Annotated in this window: 23 protein-coding genes; 8 read left to right on the top strand and 15 right to left on the bottom strand. The window is 66.9% G+C overall.

What is annotated here, in order from left to right:
• Positions 1 to 8 precede the first annotated feature (8 nt).
• On the bottom strand, positions 9 to 527 hold the full coding sequence (locus tag AC13D8_RS08300) for a putative pterin-binding protein (protein WP_482968460.1): 519 nt from the start codon (positions 525 to 527) through the stop codon (positions 9 to 11).
• A 181-nt stretch (positions 528 to 708) separates the two neighbouring features.
• Here AC13D8_RS08300 and AC13D8_RS08295 point away from each other — a divergent pair, with 181 nt between their 5' ends.
• Positions 709 to 1,320, top strand: a complete 612-nt coding sequence (locus AC13D8_RS08295; protein WP_482968459.1) for a response regulator transcription factor — start codon at positions 709 to 711, stop codon at positions 1,318 to 1,320.
• A 58-nt stretch (positions 1,321 to 1,378) separates the two neighbouring features.
• Here the strand turns inward: AC13D8_RS08295 and trpA are convergent, their stop codons facing one another.
• Positions 1,379 to 2,170, bottom strand: coding sequence for a tryptophan synthase subunit alpha (gene trpA, locus AC13D8_RS08290; protein ID WP_482968458.1), 792 nt, complete (start codon positions 2,168 to 2,170; stop codon positions 1,379 to 1,381).
• 129 nt (positions 2,171 to 2,299) lie between these two features.
• On the opposite strand from trpA, the gene ychF reads away from it, so the two are divergent.
• Positions 2,300 to 3,397: a redox-regulated ATPase YchF gene (gene ychF, locus AC13D8_RS08285; RefSeq protein ID WP_482968457.1), complete on the top strand. Its 1,098-nt coding sequence runs from the start codon at positions 2,300 to 2,302 to the stop codon at positions 3,395 to 3,397.
• 48 nt (positions 3,398 to 3,445) lie between these two features.
• On the opposite strand, the gene mazG is transcribed toward ychF, so the two are convergent.
• On the bottom strand, positions 3,446 to 4,261 hold the full coding sequence (mazG, locus tag AC13D8_RS08280; protein WP_482968456.1) for a nucleoside triphosphate pyrophosphohydrolase: 816 nt from the start codon (positions 4,259 to 4,261) through the stop codon (positions 3,446 to 3,448).
• A gap of 63 nt (positions 4,262 to 4,324) precedes the next feature.
• On the opposite strand from mazG, the gene AC13D8_RS08275 reads away from it, so the two are divergent.
• From AC13D8_RS08275 to AC13D8_RS08260, 4 genes are all read left to right on the top strand, one after another.
• Complete coding sequence (locus tag AC13D8_RS08275) at positions 4,325 to 5,491, top strand: M20 aminoacylase family protein (RefSeq protein ID WP_482968455.1); 1,167 nt, start codon at positions 4,325 to 4,327, stop codon at positions 5,489 to 5,491.
• 124 nt (positions 5,492 to 5,615) lie between these two features.
• Positions 5,616 to 6,560, top strand: a complete 945-nt coding sequence (locus AC13D8_RS08270) for a sulfurtransferase (protein ID WP_482968454.1) — start codon at positions 5,616 to 5,618, stop codon at positions 6,558 to 6,560.
• Positions 6,561 to 6,567: 7 nt separating this feature from the next.
• Positions 6,568 to 7,698, top strand: a complete 1,131-nt coding sequence (locus tag AC13D8_RS08265) for a YeeE/YedE thiosulfate transporter family protein (RefSeq protein WP_482968453.1) — start codon at positions 6,568 to 6,570, stop codon at positions 7,696 to 7,698.
• A complete protein-coding gene (locus AC13D8_RS08260) occupies positions 7,695 to 7,871 on the top strand; it encodes a hypothetical protein (RefSeq protein WP_164989161.1) in 177 nt (58 codons plus the stop codon). The genes AC13D8_RS08265 and AC13D8_RS08260 overlap by 4 nt, the downstream gene beginning before the upstream one ends.
• Before the next feature lie 54 nt (positions 7,872 to 7,925).
• On the opposite strand, the gene AC13D8_RS08255 is transcribed toward AC13D8_RS08260, so the two are convergent.
• The 4 genes from AC13D8_RS08255 to AC13D8_RS08240 all read right to left on the bottom strand — a co-directional run bounded on the left by AC13D8_RS08255 (position 7,926) and on the right by AC13D8_RS08240 (position 11,328).
• Positions 7,926 to 9,107, bottom strand: a complete 1,182-nt coding sequence (locus AC13D8_RS08255; protein WP_482968452.1) for a peptidoglycan DD-metalloendopeptidase family protein — start codon at positions 9,105 to 9,107, stop codon at positions 7,926 to 7,928.
• 49 nt (positions 9,108 to 9,156) lie between these two features.
• Positions 9,157 to 9,813 carry a protein-L-isoaspartate(D-aspartate) O-methyltransferase gene (locus tag AC13D8_RS08250; RefSeq protein ID WP_104018028.1) on the bottom strand — a complete coding sequence of 219 codons (657 nt, stop codon included), beginning with the start codon at positions 9,811 to 9,813 and terminating at the stop codon, positions 9,157 to 9,159.
• The gene (gene surE, locus AC13D8_RS08245) at positions 9,810 to 10,592 is read right to left on the bottom strand and encodes a 5'/3'-nucleotidase SurE (RefSeq protein ID WP_482968451.1); all 783 of its coding nucleotides are present in this window, start codon (positions 10,590 to 10,592) and stop codon (positions 9,810 to 9,812) included. Before surE ends, AC13D8_RS08250 begins: the two co-directional genes overlap by 4 nt.
• 82 nt (positions 10,593 to 10,674) lie before the next feature.
• Positions 10,675 to 11,328 (bottom strand): SDR family NAD(P)-dependent oxidoreductase, encoded by a 654-nt coding sequence (locus AC13D8_RS08240; protein WP_482968450.1) that lies wholly within the window; start codon positions 11,326 to 11,328, stop codon positions 10,675 to 10,677.
• A 106-nt stretch (positions 11,329 to 11,434) separates the two neighbouring features.
• Between AC13D8_RS08240 and AC13D8_RS08235 the strand changes: the two genes are divergently transcribed.
• Entirely contained in the window at positions 11,435 to 12,001 is a 567-nt protein-coding gene (locus AC13D8_RS08235) for a biotin transporter BioY (RefSeq protein ID WP_482968449.1), read from the top strand.
• Between the two features lie 55 nt (positions 12,002 to 12,056).
• Here the strand turns inward: AC13D8_RS08235 and AC13D8_RS08230 are convergent, their stop codons facing one another.
• From AC13D8_RS08230 to hpt, 8 genes are all read right to left on the bottom strand, one after another.
• Complete coding sequence (locus AC13D8_RS08230; protein ID WP_482968448.1) at positions 12,057 to 12,479, bottom strand: DUF1284 domain-containing protein; 423 nt, start codon at positions 12,477 to 12,479, stop codon at positions 12,057 to 12,059.
• A 31-nt stretch (positions 12,480 to 12,510) separates the two neighbouring features.
• A complete protein-coding gene (locus AC13D8_RS08225; RefSeq protein ID WP_482968447.1) occupies positions 12,511 to 12,771 on the bottom strand; it encodes a hypothetical protein in 261 nt (86 codons plus the stop codon).
• A 102-nt stretch (positions 12,772 to 12,873) separates the two neighbouring features.
• On the bottom strand, positions 12,874 to 14,328 hold the full coding sequence (purF, locus tag AC13D8_RS08220; protein WP_482968446.1) for an amidophosphoribosyltransferase: 1,455 nt from the start codon (positions 14,326 to 14,328) through the stop codon (positions 12,874 to 12,876).
• A gap of 138 nt (positions 14,329 to 14,466) precedes the next feature.
• Positions 14,467 to 15,024, bottom strand: coding sequence for a CvpA family protein (locus tag AC13D8_RS08215; RefSeq protein WP_104018021.1), 558 nt, complete (start codon positions 15,022 to 15,024; stop codon positions 14,467 to 14,469).
• 24 nt (positions 15,025 to 15,048) lie between these two features.
• Positions 15,049 to 16,416, bottom strand: a complete 1,368-nt coding sequence (radA, locus tag AC13D8_RS08210) for a DNA repair protein RadA (RefSeq protein ID WP_104018020.1) — start codon at positions 16,414 to 16,416, stop codon at positions 15,049 to 15,051.
• A gap of 59 nt (positions 16,417 to 16,475) precedes the next feature.
• Positions 16,476 to 17,240, bottom strand: a complete 765-nt coding sequence (locus AC13D8_RS08205; protein WP_482968445.1) for a DNA repair protein — start codon at positions 17,238 to 17,240, stop codon at positions 16,476 to 16,478.
• A 137-nt stretch (positions 17,241 to 17,377) separates the two neighbouring features.
• The gene (locus tag AC13D8_RS08200; RefSeq protein WP_129431718.1) at positions 17,378 to 17,557 is read right to left on the bottom strand and encodes a hypothetical protein; all 180 of its coding nucleotides are present in this window, start codon (positions 17,555 to 17,557) and stop codon (positions 17,378 to 17,380) included.
• Positions 17,554 to 18,096, bottom strand: coding sequence for a hypoxanthine phosphoribosyltransferase (gene hpt, locus AC13D8_RS08195; RefSeq protein WP_482968444.1), 543 nt, complete (start codon positions 18,094 to 18,096; stop codon positions 17,554 to 17,556). Before hpt ends, AC13D8_RS08200 begins: the two co-directional genes overlap by 4 nt.
• Before the next feature lie 72 nt (positions 18,097 to 18,168).
• Between hpt and AC13D8_RS08190 the strand changes: the two genes are divergently transcribed.
• A complete protein-coding gene (locus AC13D8_RS08190) occupies positions 18,169 to 18,615 on the top strand; it encodes a type II toxin-antitoxin system RatA family toxin (protein ID WP_482968443.1) in 447 nt (148 codons plus the stop codon).
• The last annotated feature ends 13 nt before the right edge of the window (positions 18,616 to 18,628 follow it).

Here is an 18,628-nt window from a genome sequence, read left to right as displayed (position 1 = left end):
CCCGGTCCTCACTCCGCCGCCGGATGCACGGTGATCCGGTCAAGCTGCCAGATGCTGCGCATGTAGACGGTCTCGCGTTGGAAATCGGGGTCGCTGTCGTAATTGTAGACCAGCCAGAACGGCCCCTTGTCGCGCAGGCTCATCGGCGCACCGTTTCGGCTGTGCGCGATCACCGGATAGACCGGTCCGATCTCGTCGGCCGGCAGCGAGACGGTGTAATCGTTCACCGCCACGAGGTCGAGCCGCCGGGCGCTGATGCCGGTCCGCGCGAGCAGCGTGGCCAGCGACACGCCTTCGAAACGCTGCGCCCCCTCGGTCCAGATCGTATGCGTCGTGAACGCGGTCTGCGGCAGCGCGGTCAGGTCCGCGCGGTCGAGCGCGGCGAGCCGCGTGCCGTCGGGCGCGAGGATGTCCAGCCGTGCCTGCGCCTCCGCCTCCAACGGCTGCCACGTTGCCGCCCATGCCACGGCGAGGCACAGTCCGAACGCGCGGACGACCCGGATGATCGCGGCAATGCGGTGCAGCATGATCCCTCCCTGTTCGTGCGCAACCAGTTTCGGCAATTTCAGGCGCGTGCCCAGCCCTCCTATGCTTTTGCCCGGGGTGACGTCTTGCGGTCCGGCGTGCAATCACGCATTTGTCATTCCTGTGACGCCAGACTACACTCGACCTTCTGTCAAGACGAACACTCACCGAACCGGAGACAAGATGAGCCGCGTTTTGCTCGCCGACGATCACGACCTCGTGCGCGACACGCTCGCCGCCTACCTGCGCAGCGAGGGGGGCTTTGACGTGGCCGTGGCCGGCAGGTTCGACGACGCCCTTGCAATGGTGCGCACGCAGGACGGGTTCGACCTCGTGCTGCTCGACTACCGGATGCCGGGAATGGCGGCGCTCGCCGGTCTCGCGCGGATGCGCGAACAGGCCGGCTGCCCGGTGGCGATCCTGTCGGGCACCGCCCCGCCCGAGGTGGCGCGGCGCGCGCTGCGCGCGGGCGCGGCGGGCTTCCTGCCCAAGACGCTGGCGCCGCGCGCGCTGATCTCGGCGGTGCGGCGCATCCTCGGGGGCGACACCTTCGCGCCCTGCGATTTCCTGAATTCCGACCGCGACCCCGGTGCCGAGGCCGATATCGCCCTCACCGCCCGCGAACGCGACGTGCTGACCGGTGTCTCGGACGGCAAATCCAACAAGGAAATCGCCCGCGATCTCTCGATCCAGGAGGTGACGGTCAAGCTTCATCTCAAGACGCTGTCGCGCAAACTCGGTGCCCGCAACCGCACCCATGCCGCCATGCTCGCCCGCGACATGGGCCTGGCCTGAGGCGACTGCCCGCCCGCCGCGCGATGTGGCAAACCATCCGCCCGCGGTCAGCGGCACCTCACGCCCGGTGCGCGCCCTCCGCCAGTCCGCGCACGAACTCCAGCACCTCGACCACCGGGCGCCCCGCGGCCATCTCGCCCACGATGGCCGAGCCAACCACGCAGCCATCGGCCACCCCGGCGATGGTCTGCGCGGTCTCGGGGCTGCGGATGCCGAAACCCACGATTACCGGCAGATCGGTCTGCGCCTTGATCCGCGCCACCTCGGGGCCGACATCCGTGGCCTCGGCCGCCGCCGCCCCGGTGATCCCGGTGATCGACACGTAATAGACAAACCCGCTGGTATTGGTCAGCACCTTGGGCAGGCGCTTGTCATCGGTGGTGGGCGTCGCCAGCCGGATGAAGTTGAGCCCCGCCTTCGCCGCGGGAATGCACAGCTCGTCATCCTCCTCGGGCGGCAGATCGACCACGATCAGCCCGTCTATCCCGGCCGCCTTGGCATCGGTCAGGAACTTGTCCACCCCGCGATTGTAGATCGGGTTGTAATACCCCATCAGCACGATCGGCGTGGTATCGTCCTCCTCGCGGAACGCACGCGCCATCGCCAGCGTCTTCTCCAGCGTCATGCCCCCCGCCAGCGCCCGCTGCCCGGCCAGCTGAATGGTCGGGCCGTCGGCCATCGGGTCGGTGAACGGCACGCCCAGTTCGATGATGTCCACGCCCGCGCCCGGCAGCCCCTTCATCACCTCCAGCGAGGTGTCGGCATCCGGGTCGCCCGCCATGATGTAGGACACGAACGCCTTGCGTCCGGCGGCGCGAAGCTCTGCGAATCTGGCGTCGATGCGGGTCATGGAGGCGGCCTCTCAACTGTCACGTTCGCGCGGGTTTGGCGCAATCGGCGGGGAAAATCAATGCCCGGCTTGACCTTGCCCCGCCCGGCCCCGTAGATGCCCCCGACCTAGGATCGAAGGGGGCCGCAGATGGGCTTCAAGATGGGAATCGTCGGCCTGCCCAACGTGGGCAAGTCCACGCTCTTCAACGCGCTCACGCGCACCGCCGCCGCGCAGGCGGCGAATTTTCCGTTCTGCACGATCGAGCCCAACGTGGGCGAGGTCGCGGTCCCCGATCCCCGGCTCGACCGGCTGGCCGGGATCGCCGGGTCGAAACAGACCATCCCCACGCGCATGACCTTCGTCGATATCGCGGGCCTCGTGAAGGGCGCGAGCCGCGGCGAGGGTCTCGGCAACCAGTTCCTCGCCAATATCCGCGAGGTCGATGCCATCGCCCACGTCCTGCGCTGCTTCGAGGATGGCGACGTCACCCATGTCGATGGCCGCGTCGATCCGGTGGCCGATGTCGAGGTGATCGAGACCGAATTGATGCTGGCCGATCTCGATTCCATCGAGAAACGCCGCGCCGGGCTGGTGCGAAAGATCAAGGGTGGCGACAAGGAGGCCGTGCAGGCCGACCGGCTCCTGGCCGACGCCCAGGCCGCGCTGGAAGAGGGCCGCCCCGCCCGGACTGTCGAGGTCGATGACGAGGACGCCCGCGCGTGGCGGCTCCTGCAGCTGCTCACCGCGAAGCCGGTACTCTATGTCTGCAATGTCGACGAGGGCAGCGCGGCCACGGGCAACGCCCATTCCGCCGCGGTGGCAGAGATGGCCGAGGCGCAAGGCGCGGGCCATGTCGTCATCTCCGCCCGGATCGAAGAGGAAATCGCCCAGCTCGACGCCGAAGAGGCGGAAATGTTCCTCTCCGAGATGGGGCTAGAAGAGGCCGGTCTCGACCGGCTCATAAAGGCGGGCTACGCGCTCCTGCACCTTCAGACCTACTTCACCGTCGGCCCCAAGGAGGCGCGCGCCTGGACCATCCCCGAGGGCACCCCCGCGCCCCGGGCGGCGGGCGTGATCCACGGCGATTTCGAAAAGGGCTTCATCCGCGCCGAGACCATAGCCTACGAGGATTTCATCGCCTGCGGCGGCGAGACCCCGGCGAAAGAGGCCGGCAAGATGCGCGCCGAAGGCAAGGGCTACGTCGTCAAGGATGGCGACGTGCTGCATTTCCTGTTCAATACCTGAACGCACCGCGCGGTGAAACGCGCGAACCGTGCGGTTCGCGCTCTGAACCTACAGTTTCTCCTCGGCCTTGGCCGCGTTCCACATCGCGTCCATCTCGGCGAGGTCGCTCTCTTCGGGGCGGCGTCCGTCCTCGGCCAACAGCTCCTCGATGCGGGCAAATCGGCGGGCGAACTTGGCGTTGGCGCGGCGCAGCGCGGTCTCGGGACACAGCTTCATGTGCCGCGCGAGGTTGGCCATGACGAACAGCAGATCGCCGAATTCTTCCTCGATTTCATCCGGGTTACCCCCTTCTGACGCCTCATGTAATTCTTGAACTTCTTCTTCTATCTTTCGGAGAACATGTGATGTTTCCGGCCAATCAAATCCAACCCGCGCGGCGCGTTTCTGCAGCTTCACCGCCCGCAACAGCGCCGGCAGCCCCAGCGCCACCCCGTCGAGCGTGCCGCTTTCGCCCGACGCGGCGCGCTCGGCGGCCTTGACCGCCTCCCAGTCGCGGGTTTGCTGCTCGGCGCTCTTGTCGCGGTTTTCTTCCCCGAAAACATGGGGATGGCGGGCAATCATCTTGTCGGAAATCGCGTTCGCCACATCCTCGATGTCAAACAGCCCCTTGTCCCGCGCAATCTGTGCATGAAACACCGCCTGCAACAGCAGGTCACCCAGCTCCGCGCGCAAATCCCGCCAGTCGCCCCGCTCGATGGCATCGGCAACTTCATAAGCCTCTTCAATGGTATAGGGGGCAATGCTCGCAAAATCCTGCTCGATATCCCAGGGACAGCCCGTCTCGGGATCGCGCAGCCGCGCCATGATCTCGATCAACCGGGGCATCCCACCATCGGGGTCGTGCAGAAGGGTATCGTCGGCCATTGCAGCGCCCTTGAAATTGCTGTCTGTTGCCACCGTGACGACAGACGAAAGGGATGTCCAGACATGGCCGCAATCAATCGCATAGCCGGGTTCGCCGAGGAAATGACCGCGTGGCGGCGGCACCTGCACGCCCACCCAGAGCTTGGGCTGGATTGCTTTGAAACCGCTGAATTCGTTGTGGAAAAGCTGCGTGAGTTCGGCGTGGACCGGATCGAAACGGGGGTCGCCCGCTCGGGCGTTGTCGCGGTGATCGAGGGCCGCTCCCCCGGTCGGTCCATCGGTCTGCGCGCCGACATGGACGCGCTCGCGATGGACGACCTGACCGGTGCCGAGCACGCCAGCACCGTGCCGGGGCGCGCCCATGCCTGTGGCCATGACGGGCACACGACCATGTTGCTTGGTGCAGCAAAATATCTTGCAGAAACAAGAAATTACGCCGGGCGCGCGGTGCTGTTCTTCCAGCCCGCCGAGGAAGGACCGGGCGGCGCACAGCTTATGGTCGAGGAGGGCACACTCGACCGCCACGAGGTGGCCGAGGTCTATGCCCTCCACACCCTGCCCGGCGCGCCCGAGGGCACGTTCGAGACCACGCCAGGGCCGATCATGGCCGCCGTCGATACCCTCCATGTCCACGTAATCGGGCAGGGCGGGCACGGCGCCATGCCCCACGAGGCGCGCGATCCCATCCCGGCGGCGGTGGCGATTGTCCAGGCAATTCAGACCATTATCACCCGCGACCGCGACCCGCTCGACGACCTCGTGATTTCGGTCACGCAGATCCACGCGGGCAGCGCCGACAACGTCATCCCCGAACGCGCCTATGTCGGCGCGACGATCCGCACCTTTGCCGAGGGCGTCCGGGACATGGCGCACCGCCGCTTGCGCGAGGTGGCCGCGGGCGTGGCGGCGGCACATGGCGTGCGCGCGGAAGTGGAGTTCGAGTCCGGCTATCCGCCCACGATAAACGATCCGCAAACTACGGAATTTGCATCGGAAATCGCGCGGGAAGTGGTTGGAGATGCAGCCGTGATCGCGGATCGCACGCGCGAGATGGGAGCCGAGGATTTTTCCTATATGCTGGCCGAGCGGCCCGGCGCCTATCTGTTTCTCGGGCAGGGCGCGGGGCCAGCACTTCACCACCCGGCGTTCGATTTCAACGACGCGGTGGCGCCCCTCGGCGCCTCGTTCTTCGCGCGGGTAGTGGAACGGGCGCTGCCGCTCGATACCTGAGCCCGCGCGCCGGGACGTGGCGGGGCTCAACAGCCCGTGAGATCACTGTGACAGGCTTGTTGCCGACAGGCTCTGGGAATATGTCTCAAGCGATTGCATCAACCACAGGGATGGGAGAGGCTCCATGCTGACGAGATTGAAACAGGCGGCGTTGGTGCTTGGGATGGCGCTGATCCCGCTGGCGGCGCAGGCGTCGAACGGCCCGCTCACGACCCCCGCGGCGCTCGATGACGCTTTGGACGCCGCCGAGGCACCGGTTGTGCTCGATATCCGCGCGCCGACCGCCTACGAGGCGGGCCACATCCCTGGCGCGCGCAACGCACCCTATGGCCTCTTTCGCGGGCCGTCGGAAAACCCCGGCGAGCTTGTGACCGAGGCGCATCTGACCGAGGTGCTTCGCAACCTTGGCCTCGAAACCGACACGCCCGTGGTAATCGTCCACCAGGGTAGCAACCAGACGGATTTCGGTTCGGCGGCAAGGGTTTACTGGACGCTGAAATCCAGCGGATTCACCGATCTGGAGGTGCTCAACGGCGGCATGAATGCGTGGGAGCAAGCCGAGGCCGCGATCAAGACCGGCGCGGCCCCCGACATCGCGCCGAGCGCGATCACCGTGAGCTTCTCCGACGAATGGCTGGCCACGCGCGCGGATGTGCAGGCCATTGTCGAGGGGCGTGAAGAGGCGACCCTCGTCGATGCCCGCCCCGAGGCGTTCTGGCGGGGCGAGACCAAGCATGGCGCGGCGGCGCGGCCCGGCACCATCCCGCAATCGCAGTATTTCACCCATGACCGCTGGTTCGGCGAGGACGAGCCGTCGCTCATCAAGACAGACCTCGTGCGTGAACTGGCCGCCGAGAACGGATTCATGCAGGGCGACCGGCTGGTATCCTTCTGCAATACCGGGCACTGGGCGGCGACCAACTGGTTCGCGCTGAGCGAGATCGCCGGGATCGAGGGCGTGCGGCTCTACCCGGAATCGGTGGTCGGCTGGTCCAACGCGGGGCTGGAGATGGCCAACGTGCCGGGCCTCATCCAGAACCTGCTCAACAAGATCACCGGCAAGTATTGAGGCGCCCATGACACAGGCCACCGCGCACGCGGCCCCGTCCTCTGCCCCCGGTGCGTTGTTGCGCGCGGGGGTGATGGTTCTCGTCGCGGCGCTGGTGATGGCGGTGGCGCTGAGTGCCGGGCCGCGCGCGGGTGCAATCCTGGCCATCGGGCTCGGCTTCGGCCTTGCGCTAGAGGGGTTCCGTTTTGGCTTTACCGGCCCGTGGCGACGAATGATCCTGGAGGGGGATGCCTCGGGGCTTCTGGCGCAACTTCTGGCCATCGGTATCGTCGCCTGCGCGGCACTGCCGCTTCTCGCTGCGAACGGGGCCGAGCTGAAGGGCGCGCACGCCCCCATTGGCTTTGCGATGGTGGGCGGGGCCTTCGTCTTCGGCGCGGCGATGCAGGTGGTGCTGGGCTGCGGCTCGGGCACGCTCGTGAACGCCGGGAGCGGCAATGCCATCGGCGCGGTGGCACTGCCCTTCTTCGCCATCGGCAGTTTTGCCGGGGCCTATCACCTGAGCTGGTGGACGGCGCTGGGCAGTTTGCCAGTGGCCACGCTTGACGGCACCGGTGGGCTCGCGATCACGCTCGCCGGGCTGGCGGGGATCGCGGCGTTGGCGCTTCGTCTGGGCCGCAAGGGCAGCCACCGTCTGCCCGCGCGTTACTGGGGGGCGGCGCTGGCGCTGGCGGTGTTGGCGATCCTGCACCTCGTGGTGGCCGGGCAACCATGGGGTGTGGTCTACGGCCTCGGGCTATGGGTGGCCAAGGCGGTGGTGGCCGTGGGCGGCGACCTATCCGGCTCGGTGTTCTGGTCCGCCCCGGCCAATGCCGCGCAGGTCGAGGCGAGTCTGCTCACGGATGTCACCTCGCTCACCGATCTGGGGCTCATAGGCGGCGCCGCGCTCGTGGCGTGGTGGCGGGCGGGGTTCGCCTCGCCGGTCGGCGTGCTGCCTGCGCGCGCCTGGGTGGCGGTGATCGTCGCGGGACTGGTACTGGGCTACAGTTCGCGGCTCGCGTTCGGCTGTAATATCGGCGCGTTCTTCAGCGGTGTCGCCACCGGCTCGGCGCATGGCTGGGTGTGGTTCATAGCGGCCTTTGCCGGATCCTGGGTGGGGATCCGGCTGCGACCCGCGTTGGGACTGGAGGCGCGAAAATGAGGCGGGTGCACGTGGCAATGCTCGTGGGGCTGGGCATTCTGGGTCTCGTCGCCCTGGATCAGTTGCAGTCTGACCCGCTCAACCCTTACACGGCGCCGCCGATGCTTGCGCTCGGCTCAGGGCTGGCCGCCACAGGTGGGCATTGCGCGGCCCCGCCGCCGCCGGCGCGGTAGCGCGGGGGAGGGTGTCGGCCCCAAGTGCGACTCCCGTTTGCCGTCCCCTCTCGCTCAACTTCCCAGAAACGAATTGGGGTCGAGACTCTCGATCCCGTCGCGCACCTCGAAATGCAGCGCCGGGGTGCCCGAGTTGGGCAGTGTGCCGATGGTTTGACCGCGGGTCACTTGATCGCCCTTGGCCACGCTCAGCTCTGCAAGGTTGGAATAGACAGTCAGCAGGTTGCCATCGTGGCGGATGACGGCGATGGGGCGGCCGTCACTGTCCTCGATCACTGCCGCCACGGTGCCCGCGCCTGCGGCGCGCACCTCGGCGCCGGGCGCGCCGGAGATGTCGATGCCTTCATTGCGGCCCTTGTCATAGTCACGCACGATCGAGCCGTCGAGCGGTCGGGCGAGACGTGCCTCGTTTCTGTCGGTCTGCGACTGGCCAAGATCGGGCGTGGCCACCGGCTCGGGCGCGGCGGGCTCTTCTTCGGGCAGGGGCTGCGCGGCACTCGGTGGCTCGGGCGTGGGCGAGCCGGCGCCGGGCGCGGTGACGGTGTCCTCTTGCTGCTGCTTGGTTCGCTCCGCGTCACGGGTCCGGGGCCGTGCGTCGGGCGCGGGTACGGGGATCAGCAGGAACTGACCCTCGCGCACGGTGAAGGACGGGCCAAGCCCGTTCCAATCGGCGAGGCTGCGCACCGGCACGTCGTAGAGTCGGGCAATGGAATAGGCGGTCTCTCCGCGCTCGACCTTGTGGCGTATGGGCTGCGCCCCGTTCTGGCCCGCCTCGCTCTGCGCCGCCGGTTCGAGCGTGCTGGTCGCGATGCCATCGCCGTCGGCGCGTTCTATGGCGCGGTCGGCGAGGGCCGCGATTTCGGTGTCGGGCCGGATGGGTCCGCCCTCGGGCTCGGCCACCCGGCGCGGCAACGCCACGATCTCTCCGTCGCGCAGGATGTCGCCGGTCTGGATACCGTTGTAGCGGGCCAACTCGTCGGCATCGGCACCGATCCGTGCGGCGAGCGCGGCAAGGGTATCGCCGCGCCGTGCCACGGCAACCTGGTAGCCGGGATAGGAAATGATGCCGCGCGAATCCGGCTCGGGCCGCGTGGCGGTCGCGGTGCGCGCTGCTTCGGCCGTGCTCGGTGCATTGCCGAACCCGCCGCGCATGTCGATGTCGAGCGGCCCGCTGCACGCCGCGAGTCCCGCCGCCATACCGATGCCGATCACCACCTGTCGTGGCAAATGTCGCATTGAGATACCCCTTGTCCCTCGTCCATTTCCTGCCTCTGCGCGGCCGGTTTCAGCCGTCGCGTCCCAGCCCCTCGACCAATGGCACGAAACGCACCGGGCGTAGCTCGTCATATTCGTACCCGGTCTCGTGCCGGGTCACGCGGATGAGTTTCTGCACCGTGTCCGACTGGCCTACGGGCAGGACCATGATACCGCCGATCTTTAGCTGGGCCAAGAGCGGTCCGGGTGGGTCCTCGGCGGCGGCGGTCACGAGGATGCGGTCGAACGGCGCCTGGTCGGGCAGGCCGAAGCTGCCATCGGCGGTGAGCGCGATGATATTGGCCAGATCGAGCTCTCTGAAGATCGCGGTGGCCTCGTGCACCAGCTGGCGATGACGGTCCACGGTATAGACACGGCGCGCAAGCTGGCTGAGGATCGCCGCCTGGTAGCCGCTGCCGGTCCCCACCTCCAATACCTTGTCGCGCGGCGAGAGCCGCAGCGCCTGCGTCATCAGCCCCACCACCGAAGGTTGGCTGATGGTCTGGCCGCAGGCGATCGGCAACGGCATGTCCTCGTAGGCACGCCCGGTAAAATAGCCCCGCACGAAGCGCCCCCGGTCGACTCGCTCCATCGCCGAGAGCACCCGCGCATCGGTCACCCCGCGGGACCGCAGCGCGAACAGGAACTGCATCTGGCGTTCGGCACTATGATCGGCCTCGTCGCTCATTCGATCGCCTTCAGCGCCTCCAGCGCGTCATGGGCCGTAAGGTCGGCGCGCATCGGCGTGACCGAGACATAGCCCTGCAGGTTCACATCCGCGTCCGAGCCGGGGCTCGTCGGCTCATGCTGTGGCGCACCCGTAACCCACAGAAAACGTCGCCCCGAAGGTGCCACATGCGGCTGCACACCAAAGCCCATGTCGCGGCGAAAGCCCTGCCGCGCGGCGCGGATGCCCCTTACCTCGGACCCGGGGCAAGGAGGGAAGTTGATGTTGTAGAAGATGCCATAATCGTCTTGCGTCCATACCCCCTTGTCCAGCAGGCGGCGCAGCACCGGCAGGCCGTGGGTGCGGGCACACTCGAATGGGTCGTCGAGTTCGCGGATTTTTGGCCCGTAATACTGGCTGAGCGCCACCGCCGGCACGCCCTGGAGCGCCGCCTCCATGGCCCCGCCCACGGTGCCGGAATAGACCGCGTTCTCGGCGGCGTTGTTGCCGCGATTGACGCCCGAGAGCACAAGATCGGGGCGGGCATCCTTCATCACGTCGTGCAGCCCCGCGAGCACGCAATCGGCAGGGCTGCCCTCGGCGGCAAACCGGCGCTCGGCCATCTGCGAGATCATCATGGGCCGCGTGTAGGAGATGCAGTGCCCGACGCCCGATTGCTCGAACGCCGGGGCCACGGTCCAGACCTCGCCCCCGTCCCCGGCGAGCGCGGTGGCAATCTCTTCCAGCACGGCAAGCCCGGGCGCGTTGATGCCGTCGTCGTTGGTAATAAGAATGCGCATGTCGCCCGCCCTGTCCGCTGCTTGCCCTGTCCTGCGGCCTGTCTAACGCCTGCGCCGCGCGGCAACAAGCGGGCAGCGATGCTCAGCCGAGCGAGGCCAACAGGCGCGCCGCCTCGTCGCGGGGATGGGCGAGCGTCTCGCGGTCCTCGCCGGGGAAAAAGCGCGCGCGCGTCGCCGTGGCCATCGGTGCGGGCGCGAGGATATGCACGCGGGGGCCGGTCCGGGCAGTTTCGGCCTGCCAGCTTCGGGCGAGCGCAATCTGCGCCGCCTTGGTCGCGCCGTAGGCGCCGAAGAATTTCTCGCCCGCGCGCGGATCGTCGAGGAACACCGCCTGTCCCTCGAGGCCCAAAAGTGGCGCGACGTAGGGAATGAGAATGCCCGTGGCGCTGATATTGGTGGCGATGGAGCGCTCGAGGTCGCGCGCATCTACATGGTCGGCGGGGCTGAGGGGCGCTGCGTGAACGGCGGTGTGTATCCAAAGTGCCAACCGTCCCCAGCGGTCGTGGATCGAGCGGCAAAGCTGTGCCATCGCGTCGCGCGTGGTAATGTCCATGGGCGCGAGCGTGGCCTGTCCGCCCGCAGCGCGGATACGGTCGTCAAGCTCCTCGAGTCCGCCCACTGTGCGCGCCACGGCAACCACGTGATGGGTGGGGGCAAGCGCCTCGGCCATCGCGGCCCCAAGGCCCCGGGACGCGCCGGTGACGAGGGCGATCGGGAAATCATGCAGGTCTGTCATGAAAGCCAAATCCCACTCTCGCGTGATCGGATCAAGGACAATCGCTTGACTTTTGACGCAGTGCGGCGAAAAAGTCGGTCCGGGACGGAAACAGGAGGGACGCGTGATGCGCGAACAAACACTGACGCAGGCCGTGATCGGCCACGAGGGCCTTGTACGCAAGGCGGGTCTGGTTCTGGGAGGATCGCTCTTCATCGCGCTGGCGGCGCAAGTGAGCGTGCCGTTCTTTCCGGTGCCGCTGACGCTCCAGACACTGGCGATCCTGGTCGTCGGGCTGACCTTCGGCTCGCGGCTCGGGGCGGCGGCGCTGCTGGCCTATCTCGCCGAGGGGGCGATGGGGCTGCCGGTCTTTGCGAACGGCATGAACGGTGCGGCGCTGGTCGGGCCGACCGCCGGGTTCCTCTATGGCTTTGTCGGTATGGCGTGGCTTGCTGGCCTCGCGGTCGAGCGCGGGCTCGCGCGCGGGGTCGTGAGCACCGCGATTTGCGGCGTCGCGATCTCGGCGCTGCTCTACCTGCCCGGGCTCGCCTGGCCTGCCGCGGTGATGGGCAAGACCATGCCGGAACTGTGGACCTACTGGATGAGCCCATTCCTGCTGGGTGACGCGGTCAAGGCCGTGCTCGCGGCGATGGTCGTCTGGGGTGGCTGGAAGGCGCTGTCGGCGCGCGGCTGAGCCTGCGGTTAAAACCGATACTCAGGCCGCACCCGGGCATCCGGGGGCGGCCTTTTCATTTGGCATCATGAAGGCGGGCGAGGGCTGCCTCGCACAGCCCAAGCTCCAGCCACTGGCAACCGTCACAGAGCTTGCCCAGATCGCCGGGGGCAACTGCACGCCTGATGAGATCCTGCGCCTCGCCCCATGTCAGCCGCGCACCCGCGCGCAGTCCGAGCGCCGCCGCGTGACGCGCGTCGAGCGCTGCGATCTTCTCCTGGCTGACGCAGAGCGCGCCGCGCCGCTTGGGGCAGGGGGTGCATATATCATCCGCCGCGCCCGCCACCTCGATCACCGTCTCGTCGCCACCCGGCGCGCGTAGCCCGTCGCGCACGATTCGCGTCATGTTGGCGGTGAACGCGTCGGAATAGCCCGCGCCGGCAAAGCCGAGGGCACAGAGAAAGTGGTGCGGACGAAACCATAGGGCAGGCGGTGTCATGCCCGTTTTCTGCGCGACGAAGGACAGGACGTCAAATCCCGGGCAGGGCGAGGCGCTCGGTCGTGCGCCCGCGGGCGAGAATCAGCACCCCGTCGCCGATCGCCGCCACGGTGCCCCCGTCAATGCGGTCGCCGCTGGTCACGGTCTCGACGCGCCCACCGACGCGCAATAGGGCCCGCGCGCTGCCGGGGCCGTGCATCGTGCCCAGAAGGATCAGACGCTCATTAGGCAACGCGTTCTTTTGCGTAGCCGCGGCGAGGGTTGTCGCGGGGCTCTCTGTCTGGTCTGTCATGATGGTCCTGTGATCCGTCTACGGACCTGCGCCCTACGCCTGTCGACACGCGTGCGAAAGCGGAATTCTGCGCTGCGGCAGAACTCCGCCTGCTGGGAGGGCCTATTCGGCGGCCTTCAGCTCAAAGCCCTTCTCGATCATGTCCGTCGGTGCCACCGGGTAGTCGCCCGAGAAGCAGGCATCGCAGTATTGCGGACATGCGGCATCGCGCCCACCCGCCTCGCCGACGGCGCGGTAGAGCCCGTCGAGTGAGATGAAGCGGATGCTGTCCACGTTGAGATGTTCGCGCATCTCGTCCTCGGACATGGTCGCGGCCAGCAGTTTCTCGCGCTGCGGCGTGTCCACGCCATAGAAACACGGCCATGCCGTGGGCGGGCTGGCGATACGGAAATGCACCTCGGCTGCCCCGGCATCAAGGATCATTTCCTTGATCTTGCGGCTGGTGGTGCCGCGCACAACGCTGTCATCGACGAGGATCACCCGCTTGCCCTCGATGAGGGCGCGGTTGACGTTAAGCTTGAGGCGCACACCCATGTTGCGGATCTGCTCGGTCGGCTCGATGAAGGTGCGGCCCATATACTGGTTGCGAATGATCCCCATGGCAAAGGGAATACCCGATTCCTGGCTGTAGCCGATGGCCGCAGGCGTGCCGCTATCGGGCACAGGACAGACGAGATCGGCCTCTACCGGCGCCTCGCGCGCCAATTCCACCCCGATCTGGTGACGCGTCTCGTAGACCGAGCGACCGCCGATGATCGAGTCGGGGCGTGAGAAATAGACATGCTCGAACACGCAGAACCGCGGTTTCTGGCGACGGAAGGGGAAATGGCTCTCGACCTCGCCGGTTGCGGAGATGACAACCATCTCGCCCGGCGCGATCTCGCGCACAAAGCGCGCGCCGATGATGTCGAGCGCGCAGGTCTCGGAACTGAGTACCCAGCCTTCGCCCAACTGGCCCAGCACCAGTGGGCGAACGCCCAGCGGGTCGCGCACGCCCATGAGCTTGGAGCGGGTCATCGCCACCACCGAGAACGCCCCCTCGACCCGGCGCAGCGCATCCTCCATCCGCTCGGGGATATTGCGTTGCAGCGAGCGGGCCATCAGATGGATGATGCATTCGCTGTCCGAGCCGGATTGGAAGATCGAGCCGCGCTCGATCAGCTCGCGGCGCAGCGCGTCGGCATTGGTGATGTTGCCGTTATGGGCAATCGCCGCGCCACCCATCGAGAATTCGCCAAAAAAGGGTTGCACGTCGCGGATCGCCGCGCCTTTGGAACCGGCGGTGGAATAACGCACATGGCCGATGGCCAGCGGCCCCGGCAGCGCCTCCATGAGCGACTGGCGGGTGAAATTGTCGCGCACATAGCCGAAGCGACGAACCGAGTTGAAGCCAAGCTCTGGGTCGTGGCTGACGATGCCGCCGGCCTCCTGACCGCGGTGTTGCAATGCGTGCAATCCGAGCGCCACGAAGTTCGCGGCGTCAGTCAGGCCGATTACGCCGTAAACCCCGCATTCTTCGCGCAGCTTGTCGTCGTCGAACGGGTGGGCGGGGGGCATAGGTGCGGACGTGGACAAGGGCAGCTCCGAATCCGTGGATGTCGCTTGGCCCACCTCATACGCGGTTGGCCGGGTCATGTCACGAAACTATCACGAAAGGATCCCGATCGGCGCGCGGTCAAAGCGGCGTAGCTCGTTTCAGGGCGCGTCGCAATTGCCGACGAGCTGCTCGTACTGCGTGGTGATCCATCCCAGCGCCTGCTCGGGCTTTTGCGCGGCCACGGTATCGGTCAGTTGCGAGAACACTTGTGCCGATCGACTGTTGTCGATGATGGCGATCGATTGGGAGGAAATCACCGTCTCGTATACGAAGTAGGCGATGGCAATGAGCAGCACCCCGCGCGCCACACCAAAGACGAAGCCCACCCCCTGATCGAGGCCGCCGAGTACTGAACGCTGCACCAGCGAGGAAAACAGCGGCGTGATGAGCGATGCGATGATGAGCGCCAAGGCAAAGACCACGGCAAACGCACCGATCATCGACAATTCGCAACTGTCGGCGATGAACTCGCCCACAACCGGCACTTCCTTGACCAGCGGTTCTACCTGCGGCGCAAAGACGAAGGCAACGATCCCTGCCGCCACCCAGCCCGCGATGGCCAGTGCTTCGCGCACGAAACCCCGAGAATAGGCGAGAAGCGCCGAGAGCACGATAAAGAGGGCAACGACCCCGTCGATGATGGTGAAACCGTCCATGCCTCGTCCTGTTCCTGCTGGCGCCTACCCTGCGCCGAAAACATCACCCACGAACGCGGTCAGATCACCCATCCGGGTCAGGCTGAGGCCGCTCTGTCCGCCGGTCTTGTCGTCCGACGGAAGGATTGCAGACGTGAAACCAAGTTTTCGCGCCTCTTTCAACCTGTTTTCGGTCTGGCCCACCGGGCGCAGCGCACCCGAGAGGCTTATTTCGCCGAATATTACAGTCTCGGGCGGCAGGGCCACATCCTCTCGCGCGCTGAGTAACGCGGCGGCGACAGCGAGATCGGCGGCTGGCTCGGTGATGCGCAAGCCCCCCGCCACGTTGAGATAGACATCGAGCCCGGCAAACGGGATGGCGCATCGCGCCTCGAGCACCGCGAGGACCATGGCAAGCCGGGCGCCATCCCATCCTACCACCGCGCGGCGGGGTTGGGCGTGGGGCGTGGGGGCCACCAGCGCCTGCACCTCGACCAGCAGGGGCCGCGTGCCCTCGATCCCGGCGAACACCACCGAGCCGGGGGCCGGCGCGCCGCGCCCGGCGAGAAACAGCGCCGAGGGGTTGGCGACCTCGGCAAGCCCCGCGCCCGTCATCTCGAACACGCCGATTTCGTCGGCCGGACCAAAGCGGTTCTTGACCGAGCGCAGGATACGGAACTGATGCCCGCGCTCGCCCTCGAAATACAGCACGCAATCGACCATGTGCTCGACCACGCGGGGGCCCGCGATCTGGCCGTCCTTGGTGACGTGGCCCACGAGGATGACACTCGCGCCCCGCCGCTTGGCAAAGCTCGTGAGCTCATGCGCGGCGGCGCGCACCTGCGCGACGCTGCCGGGGGCCGACTCGATCGTGTCCGACCACATGGTCTGGATCGAATCGATGATCACGAGATCGGGACGCTCGGTGTCGAGCGTGGTGAGGATGTCGCGCAGGCTGGTGGCGGCGGCGAGCCGCACCGGCGCGCTTTCCAGCCCCAACCGCTGGGCGCGCATCCGCACCTGTGCGCTGGCCTCCTCGCCCGAGACGTAGAGTGTCGATAGCCCCGCGCAGGCAAAGCGCGCGGCGGCCTGCAACAGCAGCGTGGACTTGCCGATACCGGGATCGCCGCCGACCAGCACCGCGCTCGACGGCACAAGGCCCCCGCCCAGCACGCGGTCGAGCTCGGCCATCCCCGAGCAGGTGCGCGGCGGCGGAGCCTCCTCTGTTGCCAGATCGCTGAGCGCGAGCGCCGCACCGCGCCGCGCCCCGAGGCTCCGGCCGGCCGGCCCCGCCGACAGGGGCGACTCCTCGGCGATGGAGTTCCACGCGCCGCAGGCATCGCAGCGCCCCGACCAGCGTGCGTGGCTCGCGCCACAGGCCGTGCAGGTGAATGTGGTGGAAGGTTTGGCCATGCAAGACCACATGCCCCACCCCGCGCGGCCCGTCAAACGCGAAACGCGGGGGCAGGGTGCTATTCCGCGGCCTTGCGGGGGATATCGATGACGGTGCCGTCGGCGCGCAACACCTCCTCGATGCCAAGCTCGGGCAGCACGGCCAGAAGATCCTCGCGCAACCGGGCAAGCTGGCTCGCCGCGACGCTCTCTTCAAGCTCGACCTCGTGCGCCCAGTGGCGCAATTCCTGAGAGACAGCCTTGGCGCGCTCGATCCGGTCGTTGAACGCGGCCACCTCTTCCTGCCGCTGGTGCAGGAACTGGCGCGCGCGTGCCACCTTTTCCTCGGAATAGACATCGGCAAGCTCCTGGCTGATATGCGACATCTGTGCCGCGACCTCCAGAAGTCCGGGCTCCAGTCCGCCGAGATCAGGATGTTCACGCAGCCAAGCCAACCGCTCACGCACCGCGTCGAACTCCGAGGACAGGTGAAACACGCCCTCGCGGTCGGCGGCATGGGCGGCGTGATAGGCGCGGGCGATGTCCCGCATCCCGATATCAAAGCGGCGATGCGAGGTCTCCAGCGCCATGATCCGGGCATTCGATGGCAGGTAGAAACACAAAAGCACCGCCAGGACCGTCACGCCGATCTGAGCAATTTGCCCGGCATTGGCGTAGGATTTGCCGCCGAACGCGACCTCGAACTCCAGCCACGGCAAAGCACCGACGGCAGCGGCGGTGGTGGCCGCCACGAGCGCCAGGGCAGACAGGACGAGACTGATTGCGGCAAGCCGCTGGAACAGGGCCCCAATTAGGGCGAGGACGGATTTCACCTGCGTAAACATGGCTTCCCCCCGATGAATAGACCAATTCCAATATAGGCAAGTTTACGCCGATTACTCCGTTCTCAAAGTGATAATTCGCTCAACCGGCGGTCAAGTCGTGGAGATTGGCTCGTGAGCAACGCCTGCGTGCACCGCGTTTAGGGCCGCATGATCGAGCGGCGCGGCTCGAGCGTGAGCGCTTCGGGCCAGCCAAAGAAAAGTTCGATCCCGGCCAAGGCGAGGCCAATGCCGATGACGATGAGCCACAGCCGCACCGTGCGCGGCCCCGGCGGACGGCGTGCCCATCGCGCCATCCGCAAGAGCCAGTTTATGTTCATGGGTCGGTGAACCGCACGGCACCGATATGGGGCAGGTTTCGGTTGCGCTGCGCATAGTCGATACCGTAGCCCACGACGAATTCGTCGGGGATCTCGAAGCCGATCCAATCGGCCCGTATATCCGCCTCGCGCCGCGACGGCTTGTCGAGCAGCGCGATGGTCTTGAGGCGCGCGGGCTTGCGGCTTTTCAGAAGGTTGAGCACGTGGGCGAGCGTGTGCCCGGTATCTACGATATCCTCGACCACCAGCACATCTCGCCCCGCGATATCGCCACGCAGGTCCTTGAGAATGCGCACCTCGCGGCTCGATTCCATGGCGTTGCCGTAGGACGAGGTTTCCACGAAATCCACCTCCACGGGCAGATCGAGTTCGCGCACCAGATCGGCGATGAAGATGAATGAGCCGCGCAACAGCCCCACCACCACGAGCTTTTCCGTCCCGGCGAATTCCGCCTCGATCTCCTCCGACAGCGCCTCGATGCGGGCGGCGATGCGCTTGGCAGAAATGAGCGTGTCGATCACGTAGCTGCGCTGCGGCATGTCTTCCCCTTGAAAATCCGCGCCCAGTCTAGGAGAAACCGCGCCACTGTCACGGGAAAACCGGGGGGCGCGATGCCATCACATTCCGAAACGCGCCACCTGCCTTACACGGCAGACCAGATGTATGCGCTGGTCGCTGACGTGGCACGCTACCCGGAGTTCCTGCCGTGGACAGCGGCGGCACGGGTGCGCAAGGTAACGCCGCAGGCGGACGGCTCAGAGGTGATGGAGGCCGATCTCGTCATCAGCTTCAAGGTGTTCCGCGAGCGATTCGGCAGTCGCGTGGTGCTATGGCCCGATGACAGGCGGATCGAGACCGAGTATCTCGACGGTCCATTCCGGCACATGCGCTCGAATTGGTCCTTTGCCGAGGCCGAAGGCGGCTGCGAGGTCAGTTTCGACGTGGATTTCGCGTTCAAGAACAGATTTTTGCAATCCGCGGCCGAGATGTTCTTTCACGAGGCGATGAAGCGGATCGTGCGCGCCTTCGAGGTCCGCGCGCAGGCGCTCTACGGTTGAGCGCGGGCTGCGA

Source organism: Roseovarius sp. B-10, from assembly GCF_056859295.1.
The sequence above is the reverse complement of the archived record's forward strand: the minus strand, read 5'-3'. Positions and strand labels throughout refer to the sequence as shown.